Origin of the sequence: Williamsia sp. (genome assembly GCF_016462415.1) — a bacterium.
In the GTDB taxonomy this organism is placed as follows: domain Bacteria; phylum Actinomycetota; class Actinomycetes; order Mycobacteriales; family Mycobacteriaceae; genus Williamsia_A.
Genome location: NZ_JAEMTF010000009.1, coordinates 30,237 through 53,003 on the forward strand (window position 1 = coordinate 30,237; position 22,767 = coordinate 53,003).

The following is a 22,767-nucleotide window of genomic DNA, read 5'->3' on the forward strand; positions in this document are numbered from 1 at the left end:
TCGGCCTCGTACGGCTCGGCCTCGATCGGCTCGGGGTCGGGCGCCTTCGCCGTGCGCGGTGCCGGCTCGCGGGGCGCGGAGTCGAACGGGTCCGGGTCCTCGTGGCGTGCACGCTGCGCACCGATGACCTCGTCGGCCTCGACGGTGAACTCGGCGGTCGGGGACGACGCGAAGGTCGCAACCGACGTGAGACCCCGCAGGGGACGACTCATGTCGGGATCGGTGATCTCGTCGGCGGTCTCGTCGAGGGGCTCGACGGCACCGCCGCTGGAACCCGGGAGATACCGCCAGTGCGCATGATTCTCGGATCGACCCACACGCCAACTCACCTGGACCACCCAGCGGTTGTCCTCGCCCTTCCAGGCGTCCCATGTGGTGTCGTCGGGGTTGTGGCCGCGGGCGCCGAGCGCGGCGGCGACCACCTCGCTCAGGGTCGACAGGGCGGGGCCGTCGACACGGATGGGGTGCGCCGACGATGCGAGCTCGGCGGCGCGGGACCGTTCCAGGAGTACCGGGTGTGCGAAGCGGGCGACCTTGTCCGCGGTGACCCCGGCTGCGGCAGCCACCTGGGCGACGCTGGCGCCGGCCCGGATCCGGGACTGGATCTCGCGGGGACGCAGCGAGCTCTCCATCTCGATCTCGATCTGGCCGAGTCGGGACAGGTCGCCGCGAGCAGCCGCGCGCAGCCGATCGTCGGCAGCGATGTGGAACTTCTCGCCCGACTCGGGATCCTGGCAGACCACCGAACTGCCGTCGGCTTCCAAGCCGATCACGCGGAGTTCACGCATCTGCCCCTCCTCCTCGAGTGAGTGCGGGAGTTTCACATCTCGCGAATGTAGATTCTGACAACCCTAGTTCAGGGCACGCCGCCGACGCGGGTGACACACCGAGAAAAGGCCAGCTCAGAAAGGCTGTATCGCCGACCCCACGTGTCCCATCCGTCACGGGTGAACTGTGCTAGAGGGCAGCGACCACGTGATCGATGCAGGCGGTCAGCTGGGAGATGTCGTCGGGCTCGACGGCCGGGAACATGCCGATGCGCAGCTGGTTGCGTCCCAGCTTGCGGTAGGGCTCGGTGTCGACCACGCCGTTGGCGCGCAGGGTCTTGGCCACGGCTGCGGCGTCGACCGAGTCGTCGAAGTCGATGGTGCCCACGACCTGGCTGCGGTGCTCGGGCGCGGCGAACGGCGTCGCGAACTCGCTCTTCTCGGCCCACTCGTAGAGCCGGCTCGAGCTGTCGGCGGTCCGGCTGGTGCACCAGTCCAGACCGCCGTTGCCGTTCATCCACTCGAGCTGGTTGGCCAGCAGGAGCAGCGACGCGACCGCGGGGGTGTTGTAGGTCTGGTTCTTCGAGCTGTTGTCGACCGCGGTGGGCAGCGACAGGAAGTCCGGGCACCAGCGGCCCGACGCCTCGATCTTCGCGATGCGCTCGAGGGCGGCCGGGCTCATCAGGGCCAGCCAGATGCCGCCGTCGGAGGCGAAGCTCTTCTGCGGCGCGAAGTAGTAGACGTCGGCGTCGGCCGCGTTGACCGGGAGGCCTCCGGCACCCGATGTCGCGTCGATGACGATCAGGGCGTCACCGGCGGCGGACGGACGCGAGACGGGCACCGCGACACCGGTCGAGGTCTCGTTGTGCGCCCAGCCGATGAGGTCGACGTCGCCGGCCTGCTCGGCGGTGATGTCGGCCGGGTCCGGTGCGGTGCCCGGGTCGGTGGAGATGACCGTCGGGTTGTCGATGAACGGGGCCTTCTTGGCGACGCTGGCGAATTTCGACGAGAACTCGCCGTAGGTCAGGTGCAGCGACTTCTTCTCGATCAGACCGAACGAGGCGGCGTCCCAGAACGCGGTCGAACCACCGTTGGACAACACGACCTCGTAGCCCTCGGGCAGCGAGAACAGCGAGCTCAGACCGTCGCGGATCGCGCCGACGACGTTCTTCACCGGAGCCTGACGATGGCTGGTGCCGAACACCGATGCACCGGTCTCGACCAGCGACTGCAGCTGCTCGGGACGCACCTTGGACGGGCCGCAACCGAAACGACCGTCGGAGGGGAGCAGGTCGGCGGGGATCGTGATCGGTGAACTCATGAGGTCGATAGTAGTGGCCGGTCGCGACGCCCCGGACGGCGCATCGCGACGTCGGAGGCGGTCGCGGACATGACCGGTCGGCATCGGCGGGGTGGCACCATCGGGCCCGTGGACGTCGACACCTTTCGCACTCTGCTGACCCCGTCGGGTCAGGCGTTGCTGGCCGAGGTGCACGACCGCGCCGGGATCGAATCCGACCACGCGCTCGGTGCGCGCTTGCGGCAGGCCCACAACGGTGACCTCGTGGCCGCTGCGGTCACGCAGAACCATCTACGCGGCCTGGCCGTCGACCGTTTCGGGACCGACGCCGGCCGGATGTACTTCACCCACGAAGCTCTGCGTCGGACCACCGCGGCCCCGGTCGCCGACCACCGCGCGTACCGGATGCGCGCCCTCGGGGTGCGACGCGTCGTCGACGTCGGGTGCGGTCTCGGCGGCGACCTTCTCGGCTTCGCTCGCGTCGGGGTGGACGTCCGCGGCATCGACACCGACCCCGTGCTCGTGGAGATCGCCCGCGCCAACCTCGAGGCCCTGGGGTTACCCGGGTCGGTCGAGGTCGGGGACGCTCGCGATGTCGTGGCCGCCGAGGACGAGGTCGTCTTCTGCGATCCGGAACGTGGGGCGGCGCGCGGCGGGGTCGCCGGGCGCAACGCACTGTCGCCCCCGTGGGACCTGGTCAGCTCGATGCTGGCCGGTCGTGCGGTGGCGTCGGTGTTCCCGGGCGTGGCGCACGGCGACCTGCCCGACGGCGTCGAGGCCGAGTGGATCGGTACCGGGGGCGACGTCGTCGGCACCACGCTGTGGGGTGCGGGACTCGTCGACGGTGGATCGATCAGGAGGGCCACCCTGCTGCCGCGCGGCGAGTCGATCGCCGGCGACGGCGACGGCGATGCGCCGATCGGGGAGGTCGGACGCTTTCTGCTCGAGCCGCACGAGGTGGTCATCCGAGCCGGTCTGACCGCGCGGCTGGCGACCGATCTGGGTGGGTGGCTACCCGATCCGCAGCTGCACTGGATCAGCACCGACGACCCGGTCGACACGCCGTTCGCCCGCGTTCACACGGTGCTGCGCGAGCTCCCGTTCCGTACGCCGAAGCTGCGAATCGCGTTGCGCGACCGTGAGATCGGTGCGGTCACGGTGAAGTCCCATGGTCTGTTGATCGCGCCGGACGCCCTGATCGCGAAGCTGCGACTGGAGGGTCCGAACACCGCGACGGTCGTGCTCACCCGTGTGGCGGGCGAGGGTCGGGCGTTCCTGGTCGAGGCGAGGCCTCCGCGGTGAGCGGAGCTCAGGCGATCTCGCTCCACCCGTCGACGTCCTCGGGACGGCGCGGGCCGGGGCCGAGGTAGATCGCGGCGGGGCGGACGAGCTTGCCCAGGCGCTTCTGCTCCATGATGTGCGCGCACCAGCCCGCGGTCCGGCCGCAGGTGAACATCGCGGGCATCATGTGCGGGGGCACCTCGGCGAAGTCGAGGATGACCGCGGCCCAGAACTCCACGTTGGTCTCGATGGCGCGGTCGGGTCGACGTTCCCGCAGCTCGGTCAGCGCGGCCTGCTCCAGGGCCGCGGCCACTTCGTAACGCGGAGCGTTGAGCTCCTTGGCCGTGCGCCGCAGCACCCGGGCACGCGGGTCCTCGGCGCGGTAGACGCGGTGGCCGAAGCCCATGAGCTTCTCCTTGCGGTCGAGGATGCCCTTGACCAGGCCACGGGCGTCGTCAGTGCGTTCGACCTCGTCGATCATCGGCAGCACCCGGGCCGGTGCGCCGCCGTGCAGCGGCCCCGACATCGCGCCGATGGCACCGGACAGCGAGGCGGCGACATCGGCGCCGGTCGAGGCGATCACGCGGGCGGTGAACGTCGACGCGTTCATGCCGTGCTCGGCCGCGCTGACCCAATAGGCGTCGATCGCGCGGGTGTGGGCGGGATCGGGCTCGCCCTTCCATCGCGTCATGAACCGCGCGGTCACGGTGTCGCACTGGTCGATCTTGGCCTGCGGTACGGCGGGCTGGTGGATCCCGCGCGCCGACTGCGCGACGTAGGACAGCGCCATCACCGAGGCGCGGGCCAGGTTGTCGCGCGCGGTGGCGTCGTCGATGTCGAGAAGTGGCTGGTAGCCCCAGATCGGGGCCAACATCGCCAGACCGGCCTGCACGTCGACCCGGACGTCACCGGTGTGGATGGGCAGCGGGAACGGCTCGGCGGGCGGCAGACCGTCACCGAAGCGGCCGTCGACCAACAACGCCCACACATCGGCGAAGGTGACGTGGTTCTCCACGAGGTCCTCGATGTCGACGCCGCGGTAGCGCAGGTTGCCGCCGGCCTTGTCGGGCTCGGCGATCTGAGTGGTGAACGCGGTGACGCCTTCGAGTCCCTCCACGAAACCCTCCGGAATGTCCGGCTGTTCTGTTCCCGTTGCCTGTGTCACTTCTCGACTCCTTCGTCGGCCACCGCTGCCGTGACTGTTCTTGTCGCGACTCTAGTGGGCGGCATGGGCCGGGTTACCGGCGAGTACAGGGTGTCTTGATGCGGGAGTAGCGTCAGGCGCGTGAGTGGTGACGCTGTGGACGTGTCCGGGATGCGGGTCAGCTACGGGGGATCCGGCACGGGTGGGCTGACGCCCGATTCGTTGTCCGGCGAACCGGTCTGGCTCGATCTGTTCGAGCGCTGGTTGGCCGAGGGGGTGTCGGCGCAGATCCCCGAACCGAACGCGATGGTCGTCGCGACCGTCGACGCCGAGGGGGTGCCGGCGACGCGCACCGTGCTGTGCAAAGGGGTCGACGCGCGGGGAATCGTGTTCTACACCAACCACGATTCGGACAAAGGCCGCGCCATCGCGACGCATCCGGTCGCCTCGGCGACGTTCCCGTGGGTCGCGATGGAACGGCAGGTGCACTTCCGGGGACCGGTCACGCAGGTCTCCCGGGAGGAGACCCGGGCGTACTGGACGACCCGACCGCGCGGGTCGCAACTGGGTGCGATCGCCTCGGAGCAGTCCCGCCCGATCGCGTCGCGAGCCGCGCTCGAGGAACAGGCCGCCGACGTCGCGCGCCGGGCCGGTGGCGTGGACGGCGACGCGCCCATCGACGTGCCCGACAACTGGGGCGGGTACCTGATCGCCCCGACGGTGGTCGAGTTCTGGCAGGGCGGCGCCAACCGGCTTCACGACCGGGTGCGCGCGTCGCTGGTCGACGGCCGCTGGGATGTGGCCAGGCTCCAACCCTGATGGCGGGAATCCTCGCCGACACCACACCCCTGAGAAGTCCCCACTTCCGACGGCTGTGGTCGGCCAACATCATCACGGTCATCGGGGCGCAGCTCACCGTCGTCGTGGTCCCCGCGCAGATCTACTTCATCACCGGCAGTTCGGCCTACGTCGGTCTCGCCGGGCTGTTCGGACTGGTACCGCTCGTCGTCTTCGGTCTCTGGGGTGGGGCGTTGGCCGACATCATCGACCGTCGCATCCTGCTCATCGCCACGACGCTGGGTCTGATCGGTTGTAGCGCGCTGTTCTGGCTGCAGGCCGCGAGCGGCGTGAACAACGTGTGGGTGATCCTGACGCTGTTCGCGGTGCAACAGGCGTTCTTCGCGGTGAACCAGCCGACCAAGTCGGCCATCCTGCCCAAGATCGTCGCGATCAAGGACCTCCCGGCGGCCAACTCGTTGAACATGACGGTGATGCAGGCGGGCGCGATCGCCGGCCCGGTCCTCGGTGGCGCGTTGATCAAGCCGCTGGGGTACTCGACGCTCTACCTCGTCGACACCATCTTCCTGTTCGCGACACTGTGGGCGGTCATCCGTCTGCCGTCGCTGAAGCCCGAACGCAGCGATGACGCCCCGCGGGTGGCCGGATTCCGTTCGGTCATCGACGGTTTCGTCTACCTGCGCGGCCACAAGGTGCTGATGGCGTCGTTCGTCGTCGACCTGATCGCGATGATCTTCGGCATGCCCCGCGCCCTGTTCCCCGAGATGGCCCACGAGAGCTTCGGCGGACCCGACGGCGGCGGCATCGCCTTCGCGCTGCTGTTCGCGGCGATCGGCGCCGGCGCGGTCGTCGGCGGCGTGTTCTCCGGGTGGGTGTCGCGGGTCGAGCGCCAGGGTCTGGCCGTGATCGTCTGCATCCTCATCTGGGGTGCCTCGATCACCGGCCTCGGCATCGTCGTCGCGTTCGCCGGCGGGTCGGCGATGCCGATGCTCCCGATCGCGGTGGCGCTGTTGATGATCGGCGGCGCGGCCGACATGGCGTCGGCCGCGTTCCGTCAGTCGATGCTGCAGTCGGCCGCCAATGACGACGTGCGGGGCCGATTGCAGGGTGTGTTCACCGTCGTGGTCGCCGGTGGCCCACGCATCGCCGACGTCGCGCACGGTGGCGTGGCCGCCACGGCAGGCGTCGCGGTCACCACGGCGGGCGGCGGTATCGGGGTGATCGTCTTCACGGTGGTGGCCGCACTGGCCATACCGGCGTTCGTTCGTTATCGAATCACCCGCTGACGTGCGCGTTCGCGCTCACGATCGACGAATGGGTGCCGCAGGTACGCTGGCCCGGTGAAAGAGATGACCCTGCGGCTGGCGGGCAGCGTCGTGCTGCTGGCCGCCATGACGGTGGTCTATCTGCTGACGGTCTGGACCACGCGCGGACAGACGGTCGATCAGCGTGTCTACCTCGAGATGTACGGCGCCGACACCTGGCGGGACCTCTTGCACCACCTCGGTTTCGAGCAGGTCACCGATCCCCGCCTGTGGCTGGTGACCGCCGTGGCGGTGATCGTCCTCGGGGTCGCCGCGCGTAGACGATGGAGCATCCTCGCCCTGCTGGTCCTCCCGGCGGCCGGCGTCGTCATCGCGCGGGCGCTGCGGACGGTGATCCTGCCGCGGCCCGAGCTCATCGACATCGTCCTCGCGGCGTTCAACACGTTCCCCAGCGGGCACACCGCCGCGGCGTTCGGCTGTGTGGCGGCAGCAATCCGGGCCGCCCCGCGGCAGGTCGCGCCGGTGATCGCCGTCGTCGGCGCCATGTGGGTGACGGTGGTCGGTCAGGGGCTCATGGAGGTCGGTGCCCACCGACCCAGCGACGTCATCGGCTCACTGTTCATGGTCGGGGCCCTGCTGTTCGTCGTCCCGGACCCACGACGGGACGTCGGGGTGAAGCCCCGGACGGCGTTGCTGGTCGCGTGCCTCGCCGCGGTCGCGCCGGTGGTGTGGTCGGTCTACACCGGACACCCGGTGCTGGCCGTCGTCGGCATCGTTGCGGCCGCGGTCTCCGGGTTGCTCACGGTCGGGGTGGGCCGGACGAGCCCTGTCACCCCGTCGTCCCGGGAGAGCGTTCAGGCCGTCGCGTAGGCGAGGCAGTTGTCGGTGTCGGCCAGGTCGGCCACACCGATCTCCAGGAAGTCCGCAGTGCACTCGACGGTCTCGTTGCGCGTGCTTTTTTATGCGTTACTATGCGTAACACCATAGTGCGAAGGACGCGCTGGACGAGGGGTTGGGCACCACATGGCACATGGTCGGAGCAGGCTTTTCGAGTCGGTGGGCGCGTTCTGCGTCCGGCATCGCTGGTGGATCATCGGGTTCTGGTTCGCGGTGATCGTCGGTCTGAACCTCGCTGTTCCCCAGATCGAGAAGACGGTGTCGGAGCGATCGGCCGCGTTCCTCCCCGACGACATGCCCTCGGTCAACGCCCTGCGCGACATGTCCACCGACTTCGGGTCCCCGGCCTCGACTGCCGTGGGCAACGTGGTTCTCGCCGCCGACCGCGGCATCGACGACGCCGACGGTCGGTACTACGCCCAGCTCGTCTCGCGTCTGACGGCCGACCGCGACAACGTCGCCTACGTGCTGGACATGTACGGCAACCCGGCCACCCGGGACGCCGCACGCAGTCCGGACGGCAAGGCGGTCACGGTGATGGTGGCCGCGCAGGGCGACGTGGGCAGCACCCGCGCGCACCACAGCACCGTCGAGATCCGTTCTGCCATCGACTCGATCCCGAAACCGGACGGGCTGTCGGTGTACTACACCGGCGCCTCGCCGACGCTGGCCGATCTGTTCTCGTCGATCGACGTGTCATTGCTGATCATCACCGTGGTGTCGGTCGTGCTCATCACGCTGATGCTGCTCATCGCCTACCGCTCGGTCATCAGCGCGCTGATCCCGCTGCTGACGATCGGCATCGGTCTGGGTGTGGTGCGGCCGATCATCTCCGCGCTCGGCGCCCACGAGGTGCTCTCGATCTCGAACTTCACCATCGCCATCATGACCGCGCTGATCCTCGGCGCCGGAACCGATTACGCGATCTTCCAGATCGCCGGCTATCACGATGCGCGACGGGCGGGGGCCGACCCGGATGCGGCGGTTGCCATCGCCAGCGCGAAGGTCTCGCCGATCCTTCTCGCCTCCGCTCTCACCATCGCCGCCGCGGCCGGCGCGATGGCGTTCACGAAGGTGGGGATGTTCAAGACCGCCGGGCCGCCCACCGCCCTCGGGGTCCTGGTCGTGATGGTCATCTCGGCGACCCTGACCCCGGCCCTGATGGCGGTGGCCGGTCGGGCCGGGCGTCTGCAGCCGAAGGCGTCGACCGAGCGTCGGTGGCGTCGTCGCGGGGTGACGATCATCCGGCACGCCGGGCCACTGACCGCGGTGTCGATGGTGGTGCTGATCCTGCTCGCACTGGTGATCCCGACGTTCCGCGTGAGTTTCGACGAGGAGTCGGTGCAGCTGTACGCCAACGACTCCACCCGCGGGTACGACGAAGTGCTCGAACACTATGGCGTCAACGAGATCCTGCCGGAGTACCTCATCGTCCGAGCCGATCACGACATGCGCAACACCAATGACCTCGCCGCGCTGGAGATGATGGCGATGTCGGTGTCGAAACTGCCCGACATCGCCTACGTCCGGTCGATCACGCGTCCGGACGGCACACCGATCCCGGAGGCGTCCACCGGCTTCCAGGTCGGCCAGGTGGGCAACCGCCTCGACGACGCCCACCGTCAACTCGTCGCGGCGTCACCGCAGTTGCAGCAGCTCGCGTCGGGGGTGACCGCGCTGCGTGACGGGGCCGACGACGCCGCGGCGCAACTCCCACGTCTGGTCGACGGCACCGATCAGGTCGTGGGGCTCGCCGACGGAGTGCTCGACGCGGTCGACACCGCCGCCCGCATCGTGACCACCGCGTCCGACGGCCGACTCACCCTGCCGCAGGGGATCGGTCAGTTGTCCTCGCTCGCCGATGTTCTCGGGTCGCTGGTGAATGCGGTCTCGACGAGCAACGGCCGAACGCTCGCCGTCGCGGGCCGACTCGACGACGTGTTCGGACCGATGCTGACCGCGGCGCCCGACTCGAAGTGCCTGGCCGACCCGGCCTGCATGACCGCGCGCGCCGCGTTCGGTGTCGTCGACCGCGCAACGGCCGGAGCCGCCTCGCGGTCGCTGCGCCAGGTCGTCGGCCTGGCCGGCGTCCCCGGTGACGTCGTGGCGACCGCACGAGCGCTGTTGCCCGACATCCGGACCGGACTGACCCAGATGCGTGGTCTCCTCGACGGGCTCGGGGGCAGGACGCCCGAGCAACTCCGTGCCGACCTCGCCCAGCTGACCTCGGGCATGGCGCAGCTGTCGACGGGGATGTCGCAACTGGCGACCGGTCTGCGGCAGGTCAAGGACGGCACCGACAAGACGGTGTCGCTGACCGGGCAGCTCACCGCCGGCCTCGACACCGCGGGCGGGTACCTGACCACGATGGCCGGCGCCACGACCTCCGGTCCGGGGTCCGGGTTCTATCTCCCGGCCCAGGCGCTGTCCGATCCGCGGTTCGTCGCCGGGACCAAGCTGCTGCTGTCGCCGACCGGGAAGACCGCGCGGATGCTGGTGATACGCAGCATCAATCCCTACAGCGACGCCGCGATGCGCAGCGTCGGCGACATCGCCACGACCGCGAGGACCGCCACCGCGGGCACCGTCCTGGAGGGGGCGAACGTCTCGTCGACCGGCCTGACGTCGCTGTCGGCGGACATGAACAAACAGGTCAACCGCGACTTCGCGCTGTATGCGATCGTCGCCATCACCGCGGTGTTCTTGATCCTGTCGGTTCTGTTGCGCAGTCTGCTGGCGCCCCTGCTGCTGGTCCTCGCGGTGCTGTTGTCGTTCGCGGCGACGGTCGGCCTCGCCATCGCGTTCTGGCAGCACGGCCTGGGCATCGACCTCGACTGGTCGGTGATCCCGCTGGCGTTCATGGCGCTCGTGGCGGTCGGTGCCGACTACAGCATGCTGTTCGCATCGCGGATACGGGAACACTCGGCGACGGGCATGGTCGGCGGCATCATCCGCGGGTTCGGCACGACCGGCGGTGTGATCACCACGGCCGGTGTCGTGTTCGCGGTGACCATGTTCGCGTTGATGAGCGCGACGGTGATCAACCTGCTGCAGTTCGGGTTCACCGTGGGTGTCGGTCTGATCCTCGACGTGGTGATCGTCCGATCGATCCTGGTGCCCGCCGCGATGGCGCTGATCGGCAACCGGATCTGGTGGCCGGCGAAGGTGTGACGAGGACGCCTCAGGCGGGGGAATCCGGAAGGGCGTCGGCGACGATGCGGCGGAGCTCCGCGGCCACGTCGGTCAGCGGCGTCAGCGACCGGCGTGAGCGGGCGAGCACCAGCGCTCCCTCGAAGGAGGCGACGACCATCGATGCCAGTGGTTCCGAGCGCGCGGCGTCGACACCCCACGCGACGAGGCTCTCGGTGAGCGCGACGTGCCAGTCGGTGAAGATCTGCTCGACGGTGGCCTGCAGTTCGGAGCTGCTCTCGGCCCCGCTGACCGCAGCGGCGACCACGGGACAGCCGTGGGTGTAGTCGCTGGAGACCAGCATGTCGGTCCAGAACTCGACGAACGTCTCGATGGCATCGAGCGGTGAGGTCTGGGCACCGTTGACCACCATCGCCGTCATCAGGTCACCGGCGGTGCGCAGGGCCTCGGAGACGATCTGGTCGCGCCCGCCCGAGAAGTGGTGGTAGACCGACCCGCGGGGAGCGCCGCTGTCGGCGAGCACCGCATCGACCGTCACCGCCGCCGCGCCGTTGCGCTGCATCAGGGTGATCGCGCTGCGCAGCATCCGCGCGCGAGTGTCTGTCCGCCGAGCCATCAGTCCACCGTTCGAGTCGAAGTATGCCCTCCAGCATAGTCCGGCCCTCCATGGGGCGACGACGGAATCGCGATCCCTCCCGACGCGGGTCAGCGCCGCTGCCAGGGCAGATCGGCGCGTCGTGAGGCGTTGACCGGGCAATAGTGCACCGGCGAGTCTCGTTGGTCGGCAGGCGGGAGGTTCCGCGCGGGTGTCTCGACGAACGGCTCGGAAGCTCCGACCCGGCCCGAGATCCGGTCCCACCCGTCCCGTGCGCGTGGGTGCATCCGATACCGCGGCGGCACGAGTCGGAACGCACGGTCGACAACCCGACCGAGCCGTCGCAACCGACGTTCGTCGCGATCGGTCCAGGTCAGCCCGAGCATCTCGCGGACGGGTTCGTCGTACAGCCCGGTGGTGATCCACATGAACCCTCGGGCCACCGGAGCTGCGAGCCGTCGCCACACCGGGACCGGCATCCACGAGATCCACGGCGGCGGTGGGAGTTCGGTGATGTCCAGGACGGTCCGTACCGCGGGGTGATCGGTGAGGACGGTGCGGCACATGTGATCCCAGTAGACGAGGAAGTCCTCGTAGGTGTCCGGACACGGCCGCATGCTGACGCCGTAGGCGGCGTACCAGGTGCGGGATTCGGCGAACAGGGCACGTTTGTCCGCCTCGGTGATCGGCGGACCGAAGATCTCGGCGCATCGGATGTTGCCGTACCAGAACGTGGCGTGCGCCCAGTAGAAGACGTCGGGGTCGAGGGCGTGGTACCGACCGCCGTCGGGCATGTCCCCCTTGATGGTTCGGTGATAGTCGCGCACCTCGGCGCCGGTCCCGGTGGTCTGGTCGAACACGACGCCGATGATCGGGTAGAGCGAGCGCATCAGGCGTTCCCAGCGCTCGTCGAAGAAGTCGGAGTGCTCCCACACCGCCGCACCGAGTTTCGGGTGCATGTTCTGCATCGAACCGGACCACAGGCCCATCACCATCCCGCGCCAGCCGCCGAAGAACCGCCACGTGACCGAGTCGGGTCCCAGTGTCGTGTGGGCATCGTTCGTGGTCGCGGGCGAGGCCGTCATGAGACGGAACGCTATATTCGTCTCACCCGGCTGTCAACGGCCCGGCTGTCAACGGCTCGGCTGTCAACGGCCCGGGTGTCAACGGTGCAGTCGGACCCGTTGGCCGGGCACCAGCTGTGCGGCCCGATCGACCGAGTCGGCGGTCAACACCGCGGCGACGGGATAGCCGCCGGTGACCGGGTGGTCGGCGAGAAAGACGACCGGCTGACCGCTCGGCGGTATCTGCACCGAACCCAGCGCAACCCCCTCGGATGCGAGGGTCCCACCGTCCGAGCGGGTCTCGGGCAGCGGACTGCCGGGATCGTCGCGGTCGAGACGCACGCCGACGCGATTGCTCGACGGGTTGACCATCCAGAGACCGACGTACAGCACTTGTGGGTCGATCAGCGCCTGGGCCCGCGGACCCGGCTCGGCGTGCAGCGCCACGATCTCGTCGGTCGCCGATGTCATGGTGCCGGGCGCCTCGGTGGTGCTCGGCCACGCGCCGCGATCGGAGCCCACGGCGACGCGATCGCCGACGCGGAGCGGGGCGGGTCCCAGGTCCGAGAGGGTGTCGGTCGACCGTGACCCGAGTACCGCCGGGACGTCGATGCCGCCCCGGACCGCCAGATAGCTGCGCAGCTGCGACGGGGGAGTGCCCAGCGACACCGTCTGCCCGTCACGCACGACGAATGCGGCGCCCGGGCCGGTGGGCCGACCGTCGATGACCACCGCGCAGGGTGCGCCGGTCACGACCATCAGCAGGTCCCCGGCGACGGTGACCGACAACCCGCCCAGGGTGACCTCGATGGTCGCGGCGCCCTCCGGGTTGCCGACGAGGCGGTTCGCCAGTCGCTGCGCGCCGCGGTCGGCGGCCCCGGACAGGGGGACCCCGAGGTGTGCGTACCCGGGGCGGCCCAGGTCCTGCACCGTCGACAGCGCACCGGTGGCGAGGATGCCGAGGTGTTGCGGATACGCGCCGGACGGCGGGGTCATGTGGCCTCGAATCGCACGCGTCGGCCGGGCGTGAGAACCGCCGGCGGTCGGGCGTCGACGTCCCACAGCGCGATGTCGCTGCGACCCAACAGATGCCAACCCCCCGGACTCGACCGCGGATAGACCGCGCTGTACCCGGCAGCCACGGCCACCGATCCTGCGGGCACCGACGTCCGCGACTCCGGGCGACGGGGCACCGACCGCAGTGCGCCGAGGGGATCCGACCCCGATCGGTCAGGGACGAGATAACCGAAGCCCGGGGCGAACCCCATGAACGCGACTCGCCAGATCGTCTCGCGGTGGGCGGCGATCACCGCGTCGACGTCCAGGCCGGCCAGGTCGGCGACCGCGTCGAGATCGGGTCCGTCGTAGCGGACACCGATGACGACCGGGTCATCGCCTGACCCCTCCGTCTGGGCGGTGGCCCGTGCGGAGCGCGGGCTGCGCAGCGCCCTTCGCAGTCCGAGGTGGTCGAGTCCGCGGCCGGGGACCGCCTGCACGAGCACGGTCGTCTCGGCGGGCACCACGTCGATCACCGTGGGCAGCTCACCGCCGGTCATGGCTGCGCGTAGGCGGCCCGCGACCTCGAGGGCGCCGCGCCAGGGGGTGTCCTCATCCGAGAAGTCCAGCAGCAGCGCATCGCGTCCCGCGGGTAGCTCGCGCATGGGTCCAAAGCTATCGCAGAACGGCGCCCGATCCGTGTGCCAGACTCGCAATGTGGGTGAATACAGAATTGCTGCAGGCGAGTACAGCGCGCTGATCGTGGCCCGCGGTGCGGCGCTGCGCGAGGTGCGACACGGTGACCGACTGCTGACCGAGACCTGGGATGTGCCCGAGGGCGAGAAGCCGCCGCTGTCGGCGGGGTTGGTGCTCGCGCCCTGGCCGAACCGCACCGCCGACGGGAAGTTCACCTTCGACGGTGTCGACCACCAGCTCGACATCACCGAGAAAGAGCGCAACAACGCCAACCACGGGTTCGTCCGCACCGTGGAGTGGAATCTGCACGACGCCACCGAGCGGTCGGTGACCCTCGGTGTCCCGGTCGGGCAGCACCCGGGATGGCCCTTCGACATCACCCTGACCGTCGAGTACGCCCTCGACGCCGACGGCGGCCTCACCGTCACCCACACCGCGGCCAACACCGGCGACGTCCGGGCGCCGTTCGCGCTGGGGCAGCACACCTTCATCCGTGCCGGTGACGCCGAGGTCGACGACTGCACCCTGACCCTCGCCGCGGACTCCACCCTCCCGCTCGACCCCGAACGCCAACTGCCGCAGGGCGAACCGGTCGAGGTGGCCGGCACCGACCTCGACTTCCGGGCCGAGCGACGCCTGGCCGGGGTGTGGATGGACAACCCGTTCACCGATCTCGTCGTGACGGATGGCCGGCACCGCAGCCGGCTCACCGCACCCGACGGCGACTCGACCGAACTGTGGACCGACCGCAACTTCGGGTGGGCGCAGGTCTTCACCGCCGACCCCGACCACGGCCAGGGGTTCCCGGGCCGCGGCCGTGCGCTCGCCGTCGAGCCGATGACCGCCCCGCCCAACGCCCTGGCCAGCGGCACCGACCTGATCGTCCTCGAGCCGGGCCAACAGTGGTCGGGGACATGGGGGCTGCGCACCATCGCCGCTCACCCGGTGAGCACCCAGGTCTCATGAAGGAGATCGTCGTCTGCGGTGAGTCCCTGGTCGACCTCGTCCTCGACGCCCGCGGGTTCGACGGGCCGGGTCAGCCCCCGCTGCACCCCGCGCTGGGTGGAGGGCCGTTCAACGCCGCCATCGCGCTCGGTCGGCTCGGATCGGCGGTGTCGTTCTGTTCGCGGGTGTCCACCGACCACTTCGGCGACGAACTCGTCGCCTCGCTGCGCGCGGCGGGGGTGGACCTGTCGCTGGTCCAGCGTGACGACGCCCCCACCTCGCTCGCGCTGGCCGCGATCGGCGAGGACAACGCCGCGAGCTACACCTTCTATGTCGAGGGCACCGCAGACCGGCTCGTGACCGACCCCGGCGCCCTGCCGCGATCGGTGGCCGCACTCTGCTTCGGCACGCTGTCTCTGGTGCTCGAACCCGGGGCGTCGGTCTACGAGCAGATGATGCACACCCACCACGCGCAAGGGCGGCTGATCATGGTCGATCCCAACATCCGCACCGTCGCCATCGATGCGCCGGACGCCTACCGGGCGCGGTTCCGGTCGTGGCTGCCGTCGATCGACATCGTGAAGGTGTCTGACGACGACGCCGAGTGGCTCGGCCTGGGCCCCAACGGTTCTCACCCCGGCGACTGGCTCGCCGCGGGGGTGGGTGCGGTCGTCGTCACGCGGGGCGGCAAGGGCATCTCGGTTACCACCGCGGGCGGAACCGTCGACATCACCGCGCCGACGGTCACCGCCGTCGACACGATCGGGGCGGGTGACACCGTCGTCGGCGCCCTGCTGCACTGGCTCGGTGGGCACGGGTCCCTCGGCCAGCACGAGGTGCGGTCGATGGACGACGACGCCTGGCGGGAGGCCCTCACCTACGCCGCGCGGGCCGCCGCGATCACCGTCTCCCGGGCCGGCGCCGACCCTCCGTGGGCGAGCGAGCTGACGAACGACTAGGTTGTTCTCAGGCTTAAGTACACCCTTGTCAACCGGTCCACAAGACCGTTCCAGCCATTCGAAAAGGGGCCCGAGTGTCCGCCGAAGCAGTGTCGTCCAACGATTCGACAGCCCAGTCCGCACGTTTCACCTACCCGGGTGGCGAGCTCGATCTCCCCATCGTCGAGGCGACCGAGGGCAGCTCCGGCGTCGCTCTCGGCAAGTTCCTCTCCGAGACGGGGCTCACGACCTTCGACGGTGGTTTCGTCAACACCGCCTCCACCAAGTCGGCGATCACCTACATCGACGGTGACGCGGGCATCCTGCGCTACCGCGGGTACCCGATCGACCAGCTCGCGAAGCAGTCGACGTTCATCGAGGTCAGCTACCTGCTGATCTACGGCGAGCTGCCGACCCCGAGTGAGCTCGACGACTTCACCAACCGGATCCAGCGGCACACCCTGCTGCACGAGGACCTCAAGCGGTTCTTCGACGGCTTCCCCCGCAACGCCCACCCGATGCCGGTGCTCTCCAGCGCCGTCAACGCACTCAGCGCCTACTACCAGGACTCGCTCGATCCCAAGGATCCCGAGCAGGTCGAGTTGTCGACGATCCGTCTGCTGGCCAAGCTGCCGACGATCGCGGCGTACGCGTACAAGAAGTCGGCCGGACAGCCGTTCCTCTACCCGGACAACTCGCTGAGCCTGGTGGAGAATTTCCTGCGGATGACGTTCGGGTTCCCGGCCGAGCCGTACGAGGTCGACCCCGAGGTCGTCAAAGCCCTCGACATGCTGTTCATCCTGCACGCCGATCACGAGCAGAACTGCTCGACGTCGACGGTGCGGCTGGTCGGTTCGTCGCAGGCCAACCTCTTCACGTCGATCTCCGGTGGCATCAACGCACTCTGGGGCCCGCTGCACGGCGGCGCCAACCAGGCCGTGCTCGAGATGCTCGACGACATCAAGGCCAATGGTGGCGACACCAAGGACTTCATGAACCGCGTGAAGAACAAGGAAGCCGGCGTCAAGCTCATGGGCTTCGGCCACCGGGTCTACAAGAACTACGACCCGCGTGCGGCCATCGTCAAGGAGACCGCGGACAAGATCCTGCAAACCCTCGGTGTCACAGACGATCTGCTCGACATCGCCAAGGGGCTCGAGGACGTCGCCCTGCACGACGACTACTTCATCGAGCGCAAGCTCTACCCGAACGTGGATTTCTACACCGGACTCATCTACCGCGCCATGGGATTCCCCACGCGCATGTTCACCGTGCTGTTCGCGCTCGGCCGCCTGCCGGGCTGGATCGCGCACTGGCAGGAGATGAACGCCGACCCCGGCACCAAGATCGGCCGCCCGCGCCAGATCTACACCGGATACACCGAGCGCGACTTCACAGCTATGGGAGACCGTCAACAGTGAGCAAACCCGAGATCGATTTCCAGGAAGGCCCCGCGCCGACCGACCTGGTGGCCACCGACCTGGTCGTCGGCGACGGACCGGAAGCGGTTGCGCACGGCATGGTCGACGTGCACTACGTCGGCGTCGAGTTCGACACCGGCGAGGAGTTCGACTCGTCGTGGGACCGCGGCCAGTCCGCGAACTTCCCGCTCGATCGGCTGATCCCGGGTTGGCAGGAGGGGATCCCCGGCATGAAGGTGGGCGGTCGTCGTCAGCTCACCGTGCCGCCGGAGCTCGCCTACGGACCCGCGGGTGCCGGACACCGTCTGTCCGGCAAGACGCTGGTGTTCGTGATCGATCTGCTCGGTGTCGGCTAAGAATCTCGTCGCCGGCGTCGATGTCGGGGGAACCAACATCGAGGTCGGACTGGTCGACTCCCATCACCGGGTGATCGACCGCGCGAAGGCGAACACCCCGACCGAGGGCCCGGATGCGGTGCTCTCCACGATCGCCGAACTGGTGTCGTCGTTCGACGCCGATCCGGTGGCCGTGGGTGTCGGGATCCCGGGCGTCGTCCATGACGGCGACGTCCTCACCGTGCCGAACCTCTCGAACTGGCACGAGAAGGTCGAGATCGGGGACGAACTCGGCAAGTCGCTCGGCATTCCCGTCGCACTCGGCAACGACGCGAACGTCGGACTCCTCGGTGAGTGGCTCGCCGGAGCGGCCGACGGCGCGGACAACGTTCTCGGACTCTGGATGGGTACCGGCATCGGCGGCGCCCTGATCATCGACGGCAAGCCGTTCAACGGTTCCCGCGGTGCCGCCGGCGAGATCGGGCACGTGGTCGTGCAGGAACGTGGCGCGCTCTGTGGTTGCGGCCGACGTGGCTGCGTGGAGGCCTACGCCGGACGCCGCTCGATGGAGACCGCGGCGGCCGACATGGTCGAGGCGGGACGGTCGACGAATCTGTTCGACATCCGCGACGACCTCGGCAAGACCAAGATCACCTCGAAGGTGTGGAAGAAAGCGCTCGACTCCGGCGACGAACTGGCGGTGTCGTTGTTCGACACCGCGATCGACGCCCTGGGCGTCGCGATCGGGTCGACACTCAACGTGCTCGACCTCGACCTGGTGGTCGTCGGCGGCGGCCTCGCCGAGAAGCTCGGTCAGGATCTGGCCGATCGGATCGAAACCGCCACCGCGCCATGGGTTCTCCAGCCCAACCCGGACCGCAGGTTCGCGGTCTCGGCGCTGGGTGACGATGCGGGCATCGTCGGTGCGGCCTCACTCGGCCGCGCCCTCCTCTGACCTGACCTCTCACACGGAAATCGTCCGACCTGAGGCTCGCCTCCGGCACAGTGCCGACGGCGACGCTCCTGCCGGACGATGTCCGTCATCAGGGGTCGATCAGAAGCGGCTGCAGGTGTTCTCGATGACCGCGATGCGGTCCTCGATGGCCGGGCGGTACTGCCGCAGCTGCGGGTAGCGGTCCAGGTATCGCTCCGCCTCGGCACGCCGGGCCGCGTCGGGCAGGGTCACTACTCGCTCGAACTCGGCCTTGATGCGCGGGTTGTCCAGGTACCGCGACACCTCGGGCGCGTTGGCGTCGATCGACCGCTCGACCTGGCCCAGGGTGCAATTGGTGCCCGGCACCGGGGTGGTGGGGGGAGCGGCCGACGCGGTTGCGGGCACGGCCAGCGCGGCTGCGCCGATTCCCAGGGTGATGGCGCCCAACTTGATACGTGTGAAACGTGAACTCATGTGTGCCTCCTCGCGGGGTACGGGCTCATCGAGGGCAACACCGGCGTAGCTGCAGCGGCACCTCGGGCCCGGGATCCACCGTAGCGAGGAAAATCGGACATGTCAGGTCCATGCATCGATGGTGATGGCCAGCCGGGTGCCCCCGAGGGGGCTGTCGGACAGCTCTGCGGTGCCACGGTGCAGCGTCGCCTGCTGCGCGATCAGGGCGAGTCCGAGACCGGATCCCGATGCGGTCGTGGTGCCGCGCTCGAAGCGTCCGAACAGCCGCGCCCGGTCGGCCGGGGGGATGCCGCGCCCGTTGTCGTCGACCAGGATCACCGCGCCGCCTCGGTCGCCGAGCGAGTGCGCGGACAACCGGATCTCGGTCGCCTGTCCGTGACGGACCGCGTTGATCACCGCGTTCTGGACCGCCATCGCGATCCCGGTCTCGACCACCGCGGCCGGCACCGACTGGTCGCCGTCGAGCGAGAGGGTCACACCGTGCAGGCGGGCGGCCGATTCTGTCGCCACCCGGTCGAGGATGTCCACGATGTCCATCCGCACACGGTCGCGGCCCCCGAGCTCGCCCTGCGCCAGGTTCTCCAGCGAGGCAAGCGTTTCCAGGATCCGGCCGTGGGACCGGCGCAGGTCGGTGATGATCTCGGCGCGTGACGCGGCGTCGGGGGAGAAGGTGTCGAGGACCTCGAGGTCGGTGCGCATGGCGGTCAGCGGGGTGCGCAGTTCGTGCGCCGACACCGATGCGAAGTCACGCGCGGTCGTCAGTGCCTCCTGCGTGCGGGCCCGCTCGTCGTCGACGCGACCGAGCAGCGAGTTCATCGCCGCGGCGATCTCCTCGGCCTCGCGTGCGCCGCGAACGGTGTGCAGCGCAGCACGTTCGGGGTCCTCGGGTCCGGCGTCGACGGGTAACGCCTCGGTGTGTTTGGCCAGGCGGCGCAGCGGGCGGATGGCCAACCCGCCGAGCAGCCACGCCAGCACGGCCGAGGCCACCACGGCGGCCAGGCCGATCAGCAGCAGGCCGCGCCGGAGTCCGTCGATCCGATCCAGCGTCGCCTTCAGTGGGATGGCGACCGATATGTTGGCTCCGCCGTCGAGGACCGAGCTCTCGAGTACCGACACGGTCTTCACCCGGTACTTGGTCCCGTTGATGGTGGTGTCGCGGACTCCGACGCTCTGCTGAGGTATCTGGGTGGCGGTGCTGAACAACGACAACGGACCCACCCTGATCGTGGCCAGTGAGCCCGATGCGACGTTGTTGGCGATGGTGGTGGAGTTCGGGTTGGAGATGCTGGGTTGCGTTGCCGCCGAAAGGGTGTCGACACGTGCGTCGAGCTCCCGGTAGCCGCTGGTGCGTACCTGGGTCCAGGCGACCGCGCCCACGAGCCCGACGATGATCACCGTGACCAGGGCCGCGGCCAGCGTGACACGGGTCCGCAGAGAGGGCGAGCGCCGCCGCGCGCGCCGCATCACGCGGACCTCCGGATCATGCCGATCTCCTCAGGACGAACCCGACCCCCCGCACCGTCTGGATGATGCGGGGTTGATCGTTGGCCTCGAGCTTGCGGCGCAGGTAGCCGATGAACACGTCGACGACGTTGGTGTCGGCGGCGAAGTCGTAACCCCAGACCTGGCTGAGCAACTGGGTCCGGCTCAGCACCATCCCGGGGTGCTCGGCGAGCACAACCAGTAGTTCGAATTCGCGGCGCGTGAGGTCGACGGCGTGCTCGCCGCTGTAGACCAGCCGTGCCGGGATGTCGACGCGGAGGTGATCGAAGGCGAGGTGGTCGTCGGCGCTGTCCTCGCGACCGGTCTCGGGCGCCGGCGATGGCCTGCGGCGCAGCAATGCCTTGATGCGAGCGATGAGCTCGCCGAGATCGAACGGTTTGGTCAGGTAGTCGTCGGCGCCGGCCTCGAGTCCGGCGATGCGGTCGTCGACCGACGTCCGGGCCGAGAGCACGCACACCGGGATGTCGTCGCCGAGGGCGCGCAACGCGGTGACGACGCCGACGCCGTCGAGACCGGGCATGTTCATGTCCAGGATCAGCAGGGCGGGGCGGCGCAGCGTCATCGACCGCAGCGCCTCCGCGCCGCCGGTCGCGGTGCTGACGTCGAACCCGGCCAGGCGTAGGCCGCGCTCGAGCGAGTTGAGGACGTCGGGATCGTCGTCGACCACGAGGACGCTGACGTCGTTCCCGCGCTCGGGCGATGCGATCTGTTCGGTCATGGCCCCCATTGTGCCTGGGGGAACCGTCCGAACCGCCGATGGTGACGGCGTGCGGCGAGGCAGCAGGCAGGATGGATGCATGAGTTCCTCTACATCGCTGCTCTGGTTACGACGCGACCTGCGCCTGGCCGACCTCCCGTCGTTGCTCGCCGCCGCAGACGCGGCCGACCGCGTGTTGGCCTGTTTCGTCCTCGACCCGTGGCTGGTCAAGACCGCCGGTGACCGACGGCTGAAGTTCCTCTACGACTCGCTGCGGGAACTCGACGACAAGCTCGACGGCCGGCTGTTGGTGGTCCGGGGCAAGCCGGAGAACCAGATCCCGAAGATCGCGAAGGCCGTCGATGCGAACTCGGTGCACATCTCCGCCGACCACGCCCCCTACGGTGTCGCCCGCGACAAGCGTGTCGAGGAGGAGCTGGGTGGCATCACCGGCGGCGGCATCGAGCTGCACTCGACGGGGTCGTCGTTCGCGGTCACCCCGGGCCGGGTCACCAAGAACGACGGTGAGCCGTACAAGGTGTTCACGCCCTACTTCCGTGCGTGGCGCGAGCACGGTTGGCACTCCCCGGCGCGGTCGAGCGCGACGTCGGCGGACTGGATCGACCCGAAGGACGTCGTGGGTACCGGGTCGTCGGACGTCCACGCCGTCGACATCCCCGACATCGACGTCGAGCTGTCCATCCCCGCGGGCGAGGACGCGGCGAGCAAGCGCTGGAAGCAGTTTCGGCAGGGTGCGGGGGACTACTCCGAGCACTCGGTGGAGGACTACGACGACGCCCGCAACCGGCCCGATCTCGACGCCAGCAGCCGGATGTCGGCCTACCTGAAGTTCGGCAACATCCACCCGCGCACCATGCTCGCCGACCTCACCGAACTCGAGAAGGACCCCGACCACAAGGAAGGTGCGACGGCCTACCTGCGCGAACTCGGGTTCCGTGACTTCTATGCCTCGGTGCTGCGCGAGTGGCCGCACAGCGCGTGGCACAACTGGAACCGGAGCTTCGACACGATCGAGGTCGACGAGGACAAGGGCGCCCACGAGGCCTTCGACACCTGGAAGGCGGGCAAGACCGGCTTCCCGATCGTCGACGCAGGCATGCGGCAGCTCTCGGAGTCGGGGTTCATGCACAACCGGGTCCGGATGATCGTCGCGTCGTTCCTCGTCAAGGACCTGCACGTGCCGTGGCAGTGGGGTGCCCGCTGGTTCCTCGACCAGCTCATCGACGGTGACCTCGCCAGCAACCAGCACGGGTGGCAGTGGACCGCCGGCTGCGGAACCGACGCGTCGCCGTACTTCCGGGTGTTCAACCCGACCACCCAGGGTCTGAAGTTCGACCCGAGCGGCGACTATGTCCGACGCTGGGTGCCCGAGCTCGCCGACGTCGAGGGCAAGGCGGTTCACGAGCTGAAGGACGGTCGGCCCTCGGACTATCCCGAGCCCATGGTCGACCACAAGGCCGAACGTGAGGAGGCCCTGCGTCGCTACGGGCAGGTCTCCGGCAAGTGACCTGAGCAGCAGAGTTCGGGTGGCCGAAGAATATTATTC

21 protein-coding genes are annotated in these 22,767 nt (G+C 69.2%); 11 read left to right on the top strand and 10 right to left on the bottom strand.

The features are described from left to right. Both sepH and serC read right to left on the bottom strand, forming a co-directional pair. Nucleotides 1-788, bottom strand: a 788-nt coding sequence (gene sepH, locus JHC79_RS03885; RefSeq protein ID WP_296388637.1) for a septation protein SepH, incomplete at its 3' end; no start/stop codon positions are given. Between the two features lie 169 nt (nt 789-957). Further along, nucleotides 958-2,088: a phosphoserine transaminase gene (gene serC / locus JHC79_RS03890; RefSeq protein WP_296388554.1), complete on the bottom strand. Its 1,131-nt coding sequence runs from the start codon at nt 2,086-2,088 to the stop codon at nt 958-960. Nucleotides 2,089-2,196: 108 nt separating this feature from the next. Here serC and JHC79_RS03895 point away from each other — a divergent pair, with 108 nt between their 5' ends. Then, complete coding sequence (locus JHC79_RS03895; RefSeq protein WP_296388555.1) at nt 2,197-3,369, top strand: class I SAM-dependent methyltransferase; 1,173 nt, start codon at nt 2,197-2,199, stop codon at nt 3,367-3,369. Nucleotides 3,370-3,376: 7 nt separating this feature from the next. Here the strand turns inward: JHC79_RS03895 and JHC79_RS03900 are convergent, their stop codons facing one another. Then, entirely contained in the window at nt 3,377-4,480 is a 1,104-nt protein-coding gene (locus JHC79_RS03900) for a citrate synthase 2 (RefSeq protein ID WP_296388639.1), read from the bottom strand. Nucleotides 4,481-4,663: 183 nt separating this feature from the next. On the opposite strand from JHC79_RS03900, the gene pdxH reads away from it, so the two are divergent. From pdxH to JHC79_RS03920, 4 genes are all read left to right on the top strand, one after another. After that, nucleotides 4,664-5,311, top strand: coding sequence for a pyridoxamine 5'-phosphate oxidase (pdxH, locus tag JHC79_RS03905; RefSeq protein WP_296388641.1), 648 nt, complete (start codon nt 4,664-4,666; stop codon nt 5,309-5,311). Beyond that, the gene (locus JHC79_RS03910; RefSeq protein ID WP_296388556.1) at nt 5,311-6,576 is read left to right on the top strand and encodes an MFS transporter; all 1,266 of its coding nucleotides are present in this window, start codon (nt 5,311-5,313) and stop codon (nt 6,574-6,576) included. The genes pdxH and JHC79_RS03910 overlap by 1 nt, the downstream gene beginning before the upstream one ends. 63 nt (nt 6,577-6,639) lie before the next feature. After that, entirely contained in the window at nt 6,640-7,425 is a 786-nt protein-coding gene (locus JHC79_RS03915) for a phosphatase PAP2 family protein (RefSeq protein WP_366782250.1), read from the top strand. 153 nt (nt 7,426-7,578) lie between these two features. Next, complete coding sequence (locus JHC79_RS03920) at nt 7,579-10,623, top strand: MMPL family transporter (RefSeq protein WP_296388558.1); 3,045 nt, start codon at nt 7,579-7,581, stop codon at nt 10,621-10,623. A gap of 10 nt (nt 10,624-10,633) precedes the next feature. On the opposite strand, the gene JHC79_RS03925 is transcribed toward JHC79_RS03920, so the two are convergent. From JHC79_RS03925 to JHC79_RS03940, 4 genes are all read right to left on the bottom strand, one after another. After that, entirely contained in the window at nt 10,634-11,218 is a 585-nt protein-coding gene (locus JHC79_RS03925) for a TetR/AcrR family transcriptional regulator (protein WP_296388559.1), read from the bottom strand. Between the two features lie 89 nt (nt 11,219-11,307). Beyond that, complete coding sequence (locus JHC79_RS03930) at nt 11,308-12,282, bottom strand: oxygenase MpaB family protein (protein ID WP_296388560.1); 975 nt, start codon at nt 12,280-12,282, stop codon at nt 11,308-11,310. A gap of 78 nt (nt 12,283-12,360) precedes the next feature. Beyond that, on the bottom strand, nt 12,361-13,257 hold the full coding sequence (locus tag JHC79_RS03935; protein WP_296388561.1) for a biotin-dependent carboxyltransferase family protein: 897 nt from the start codon (nt 13,255-13,257) through the stop codon (nt 12,361-12,363). Further along, nucleotides 13,254-13,922 carry an allophanate hydrolase subunit 1 gene (locus JHC79_RS03940; RefSeq protein ID WP_296388562.1) on the bottom strand — a complete coding sequence of 223 codons (669 nt, stop codon included), beginning with the start codon at nt 13,920-13,922 and terminating at the stop codon, nt 13,254-13,256. Before JHC79_RS03940 ends, JHC79_RS03935 begins: the two co-directional genes overlap by 4 nt. Before the next feature lie 52 nt (nt 13,923-13,974). Here JHC79_RS03940 and JHC79_RS03945 point away from each other — a divergent pair, with 52 nt between their 5' ends. From JHC79_RS03945 to JHC79_RS03965, 5 genes are all read left to right on the top strand, one after another. After that, a complete protein-coding gene (locus tag JHC79_RS03945) occupies nt 13,975-14,919 on the top strand; it encodes an aldose 1-epimerase family protein (protein WP_296388563.1) in 945 nt (314 codons plus the stop codon). After that, complete coding sequence (locus JHC79_RS03950) at nt 14,916-15,857, top strand: carbohydrate kinase (protein WP_296388564.1); 942 nt, start codon at nt 14,916-14,918, stop codon at nt 15,855-15,857. The genes JHC79_RS03945 and JHC79_RS03950 overlap by 4 nt, the downstream gene beginning before the upstream one ends. A 74-nt stretch (nt 15,858-15,931) precedes the next feature. After that, nucleotides 15,932-17,257: a citrate synthase gene (locus JHC79_RS03955; RefSeq protein WP_296388565.1), complete on the top strand. Its 1,326-nt coding sequence runs from the start codon at nt 15,932-15,934 to the stop codon at nt 17,255-17,257. After that, the gene (locus JHC79_RS03960; protein WP_296388566.1) at nt 17,254-17,613 is read left to right on the top strand and encodes an FKBP-type peptidyl-prolyl cis-trans isomerase; all 360 of its coding nucleotides are present in this window, start codon (nt 17,254-17,256) and stop codon (nt 17,611-17,613) included. The genes JHC79_RS03955 and JHC79_RS03960 overlap by 4 nt, the downstream gene beginning before the upstream one ends. Next, complete coding sequence (locus JHC79_RS03965; RefSeq protein ID WP_296388568.1) at nt 17,603-18,547, top strand: ROK family protein; 945 nt, start codon at nt 17,603-17,605, stop codon at nt 18,545-18,547. The genes JHC79_RS03960 and JHC79_RS03965 overlap by 11 nt, the downstream gene beginning before the upstream one ends. A gap of 99 nt (nt 18,548-18,646) precedes the next feature. Here JHC79_RS03965 and JHC79_RS03970 read toward each other — a convergent pair whose 3' ends face one another. From JHC79_RS03970 to JHC79_RS03980, 3 genes are all read right to left on the bottom strand, one after another. After that, nucleotides 18,647-19,000, bottom strand: coding sequence for a hemophore-related protein (locus JHC79_RS03970; protein ID WP_296388570.1), 354 nt, complete (start codon nt 18,998-19,000; stop codon nt 18,647-18,649). Nucleotides 19,001-19,102: 102 nt separating this feature from the next. Continuing rightward, on the bottom strand, nt 19,103-20,464 hold the full coding sequence (locus tag JHC79_RS03975; RefSeq protein WP_296388572.1) for a HAMP domain-containing sensor histidine kinase: 1,362 nt from the start codon (nt 20,462-20,464) through the stop codon (nt 19,103-19,105). Nucleotides 20,465-20,480: 16 nt separating this feature from the next. Then, entirely contained in the window at nt 20,481-21,230 is a 750-nt protein-coding gene (locus tag JHC79_RS03980; protein WP_296388573.1) for a response regulator transcription factor, read from the bottom strand. Between the two features lie 70 nt (nt 21,231-21,300). Here JHC79_RS03980 and JHC79_RS03985 point away from each other — a divergent pair, with 70 nt between their 5' ends. Further along, nucleotides 21,301-22,728 carry a deoxyribodipyrimidine photo-lyase gene (locus tag JHC79_RS03985; protein WP_296388575.1) on the top strand — a complete coding sequence of 476 codons (1,428 nt, stop codon included), beginning with the start codon at nt 21,301-21,303 and terminating at the stop codon, nt 22,726-22,728. Nucleotides 22,729-22,767 lie beyond the last annotated feature (39 nt).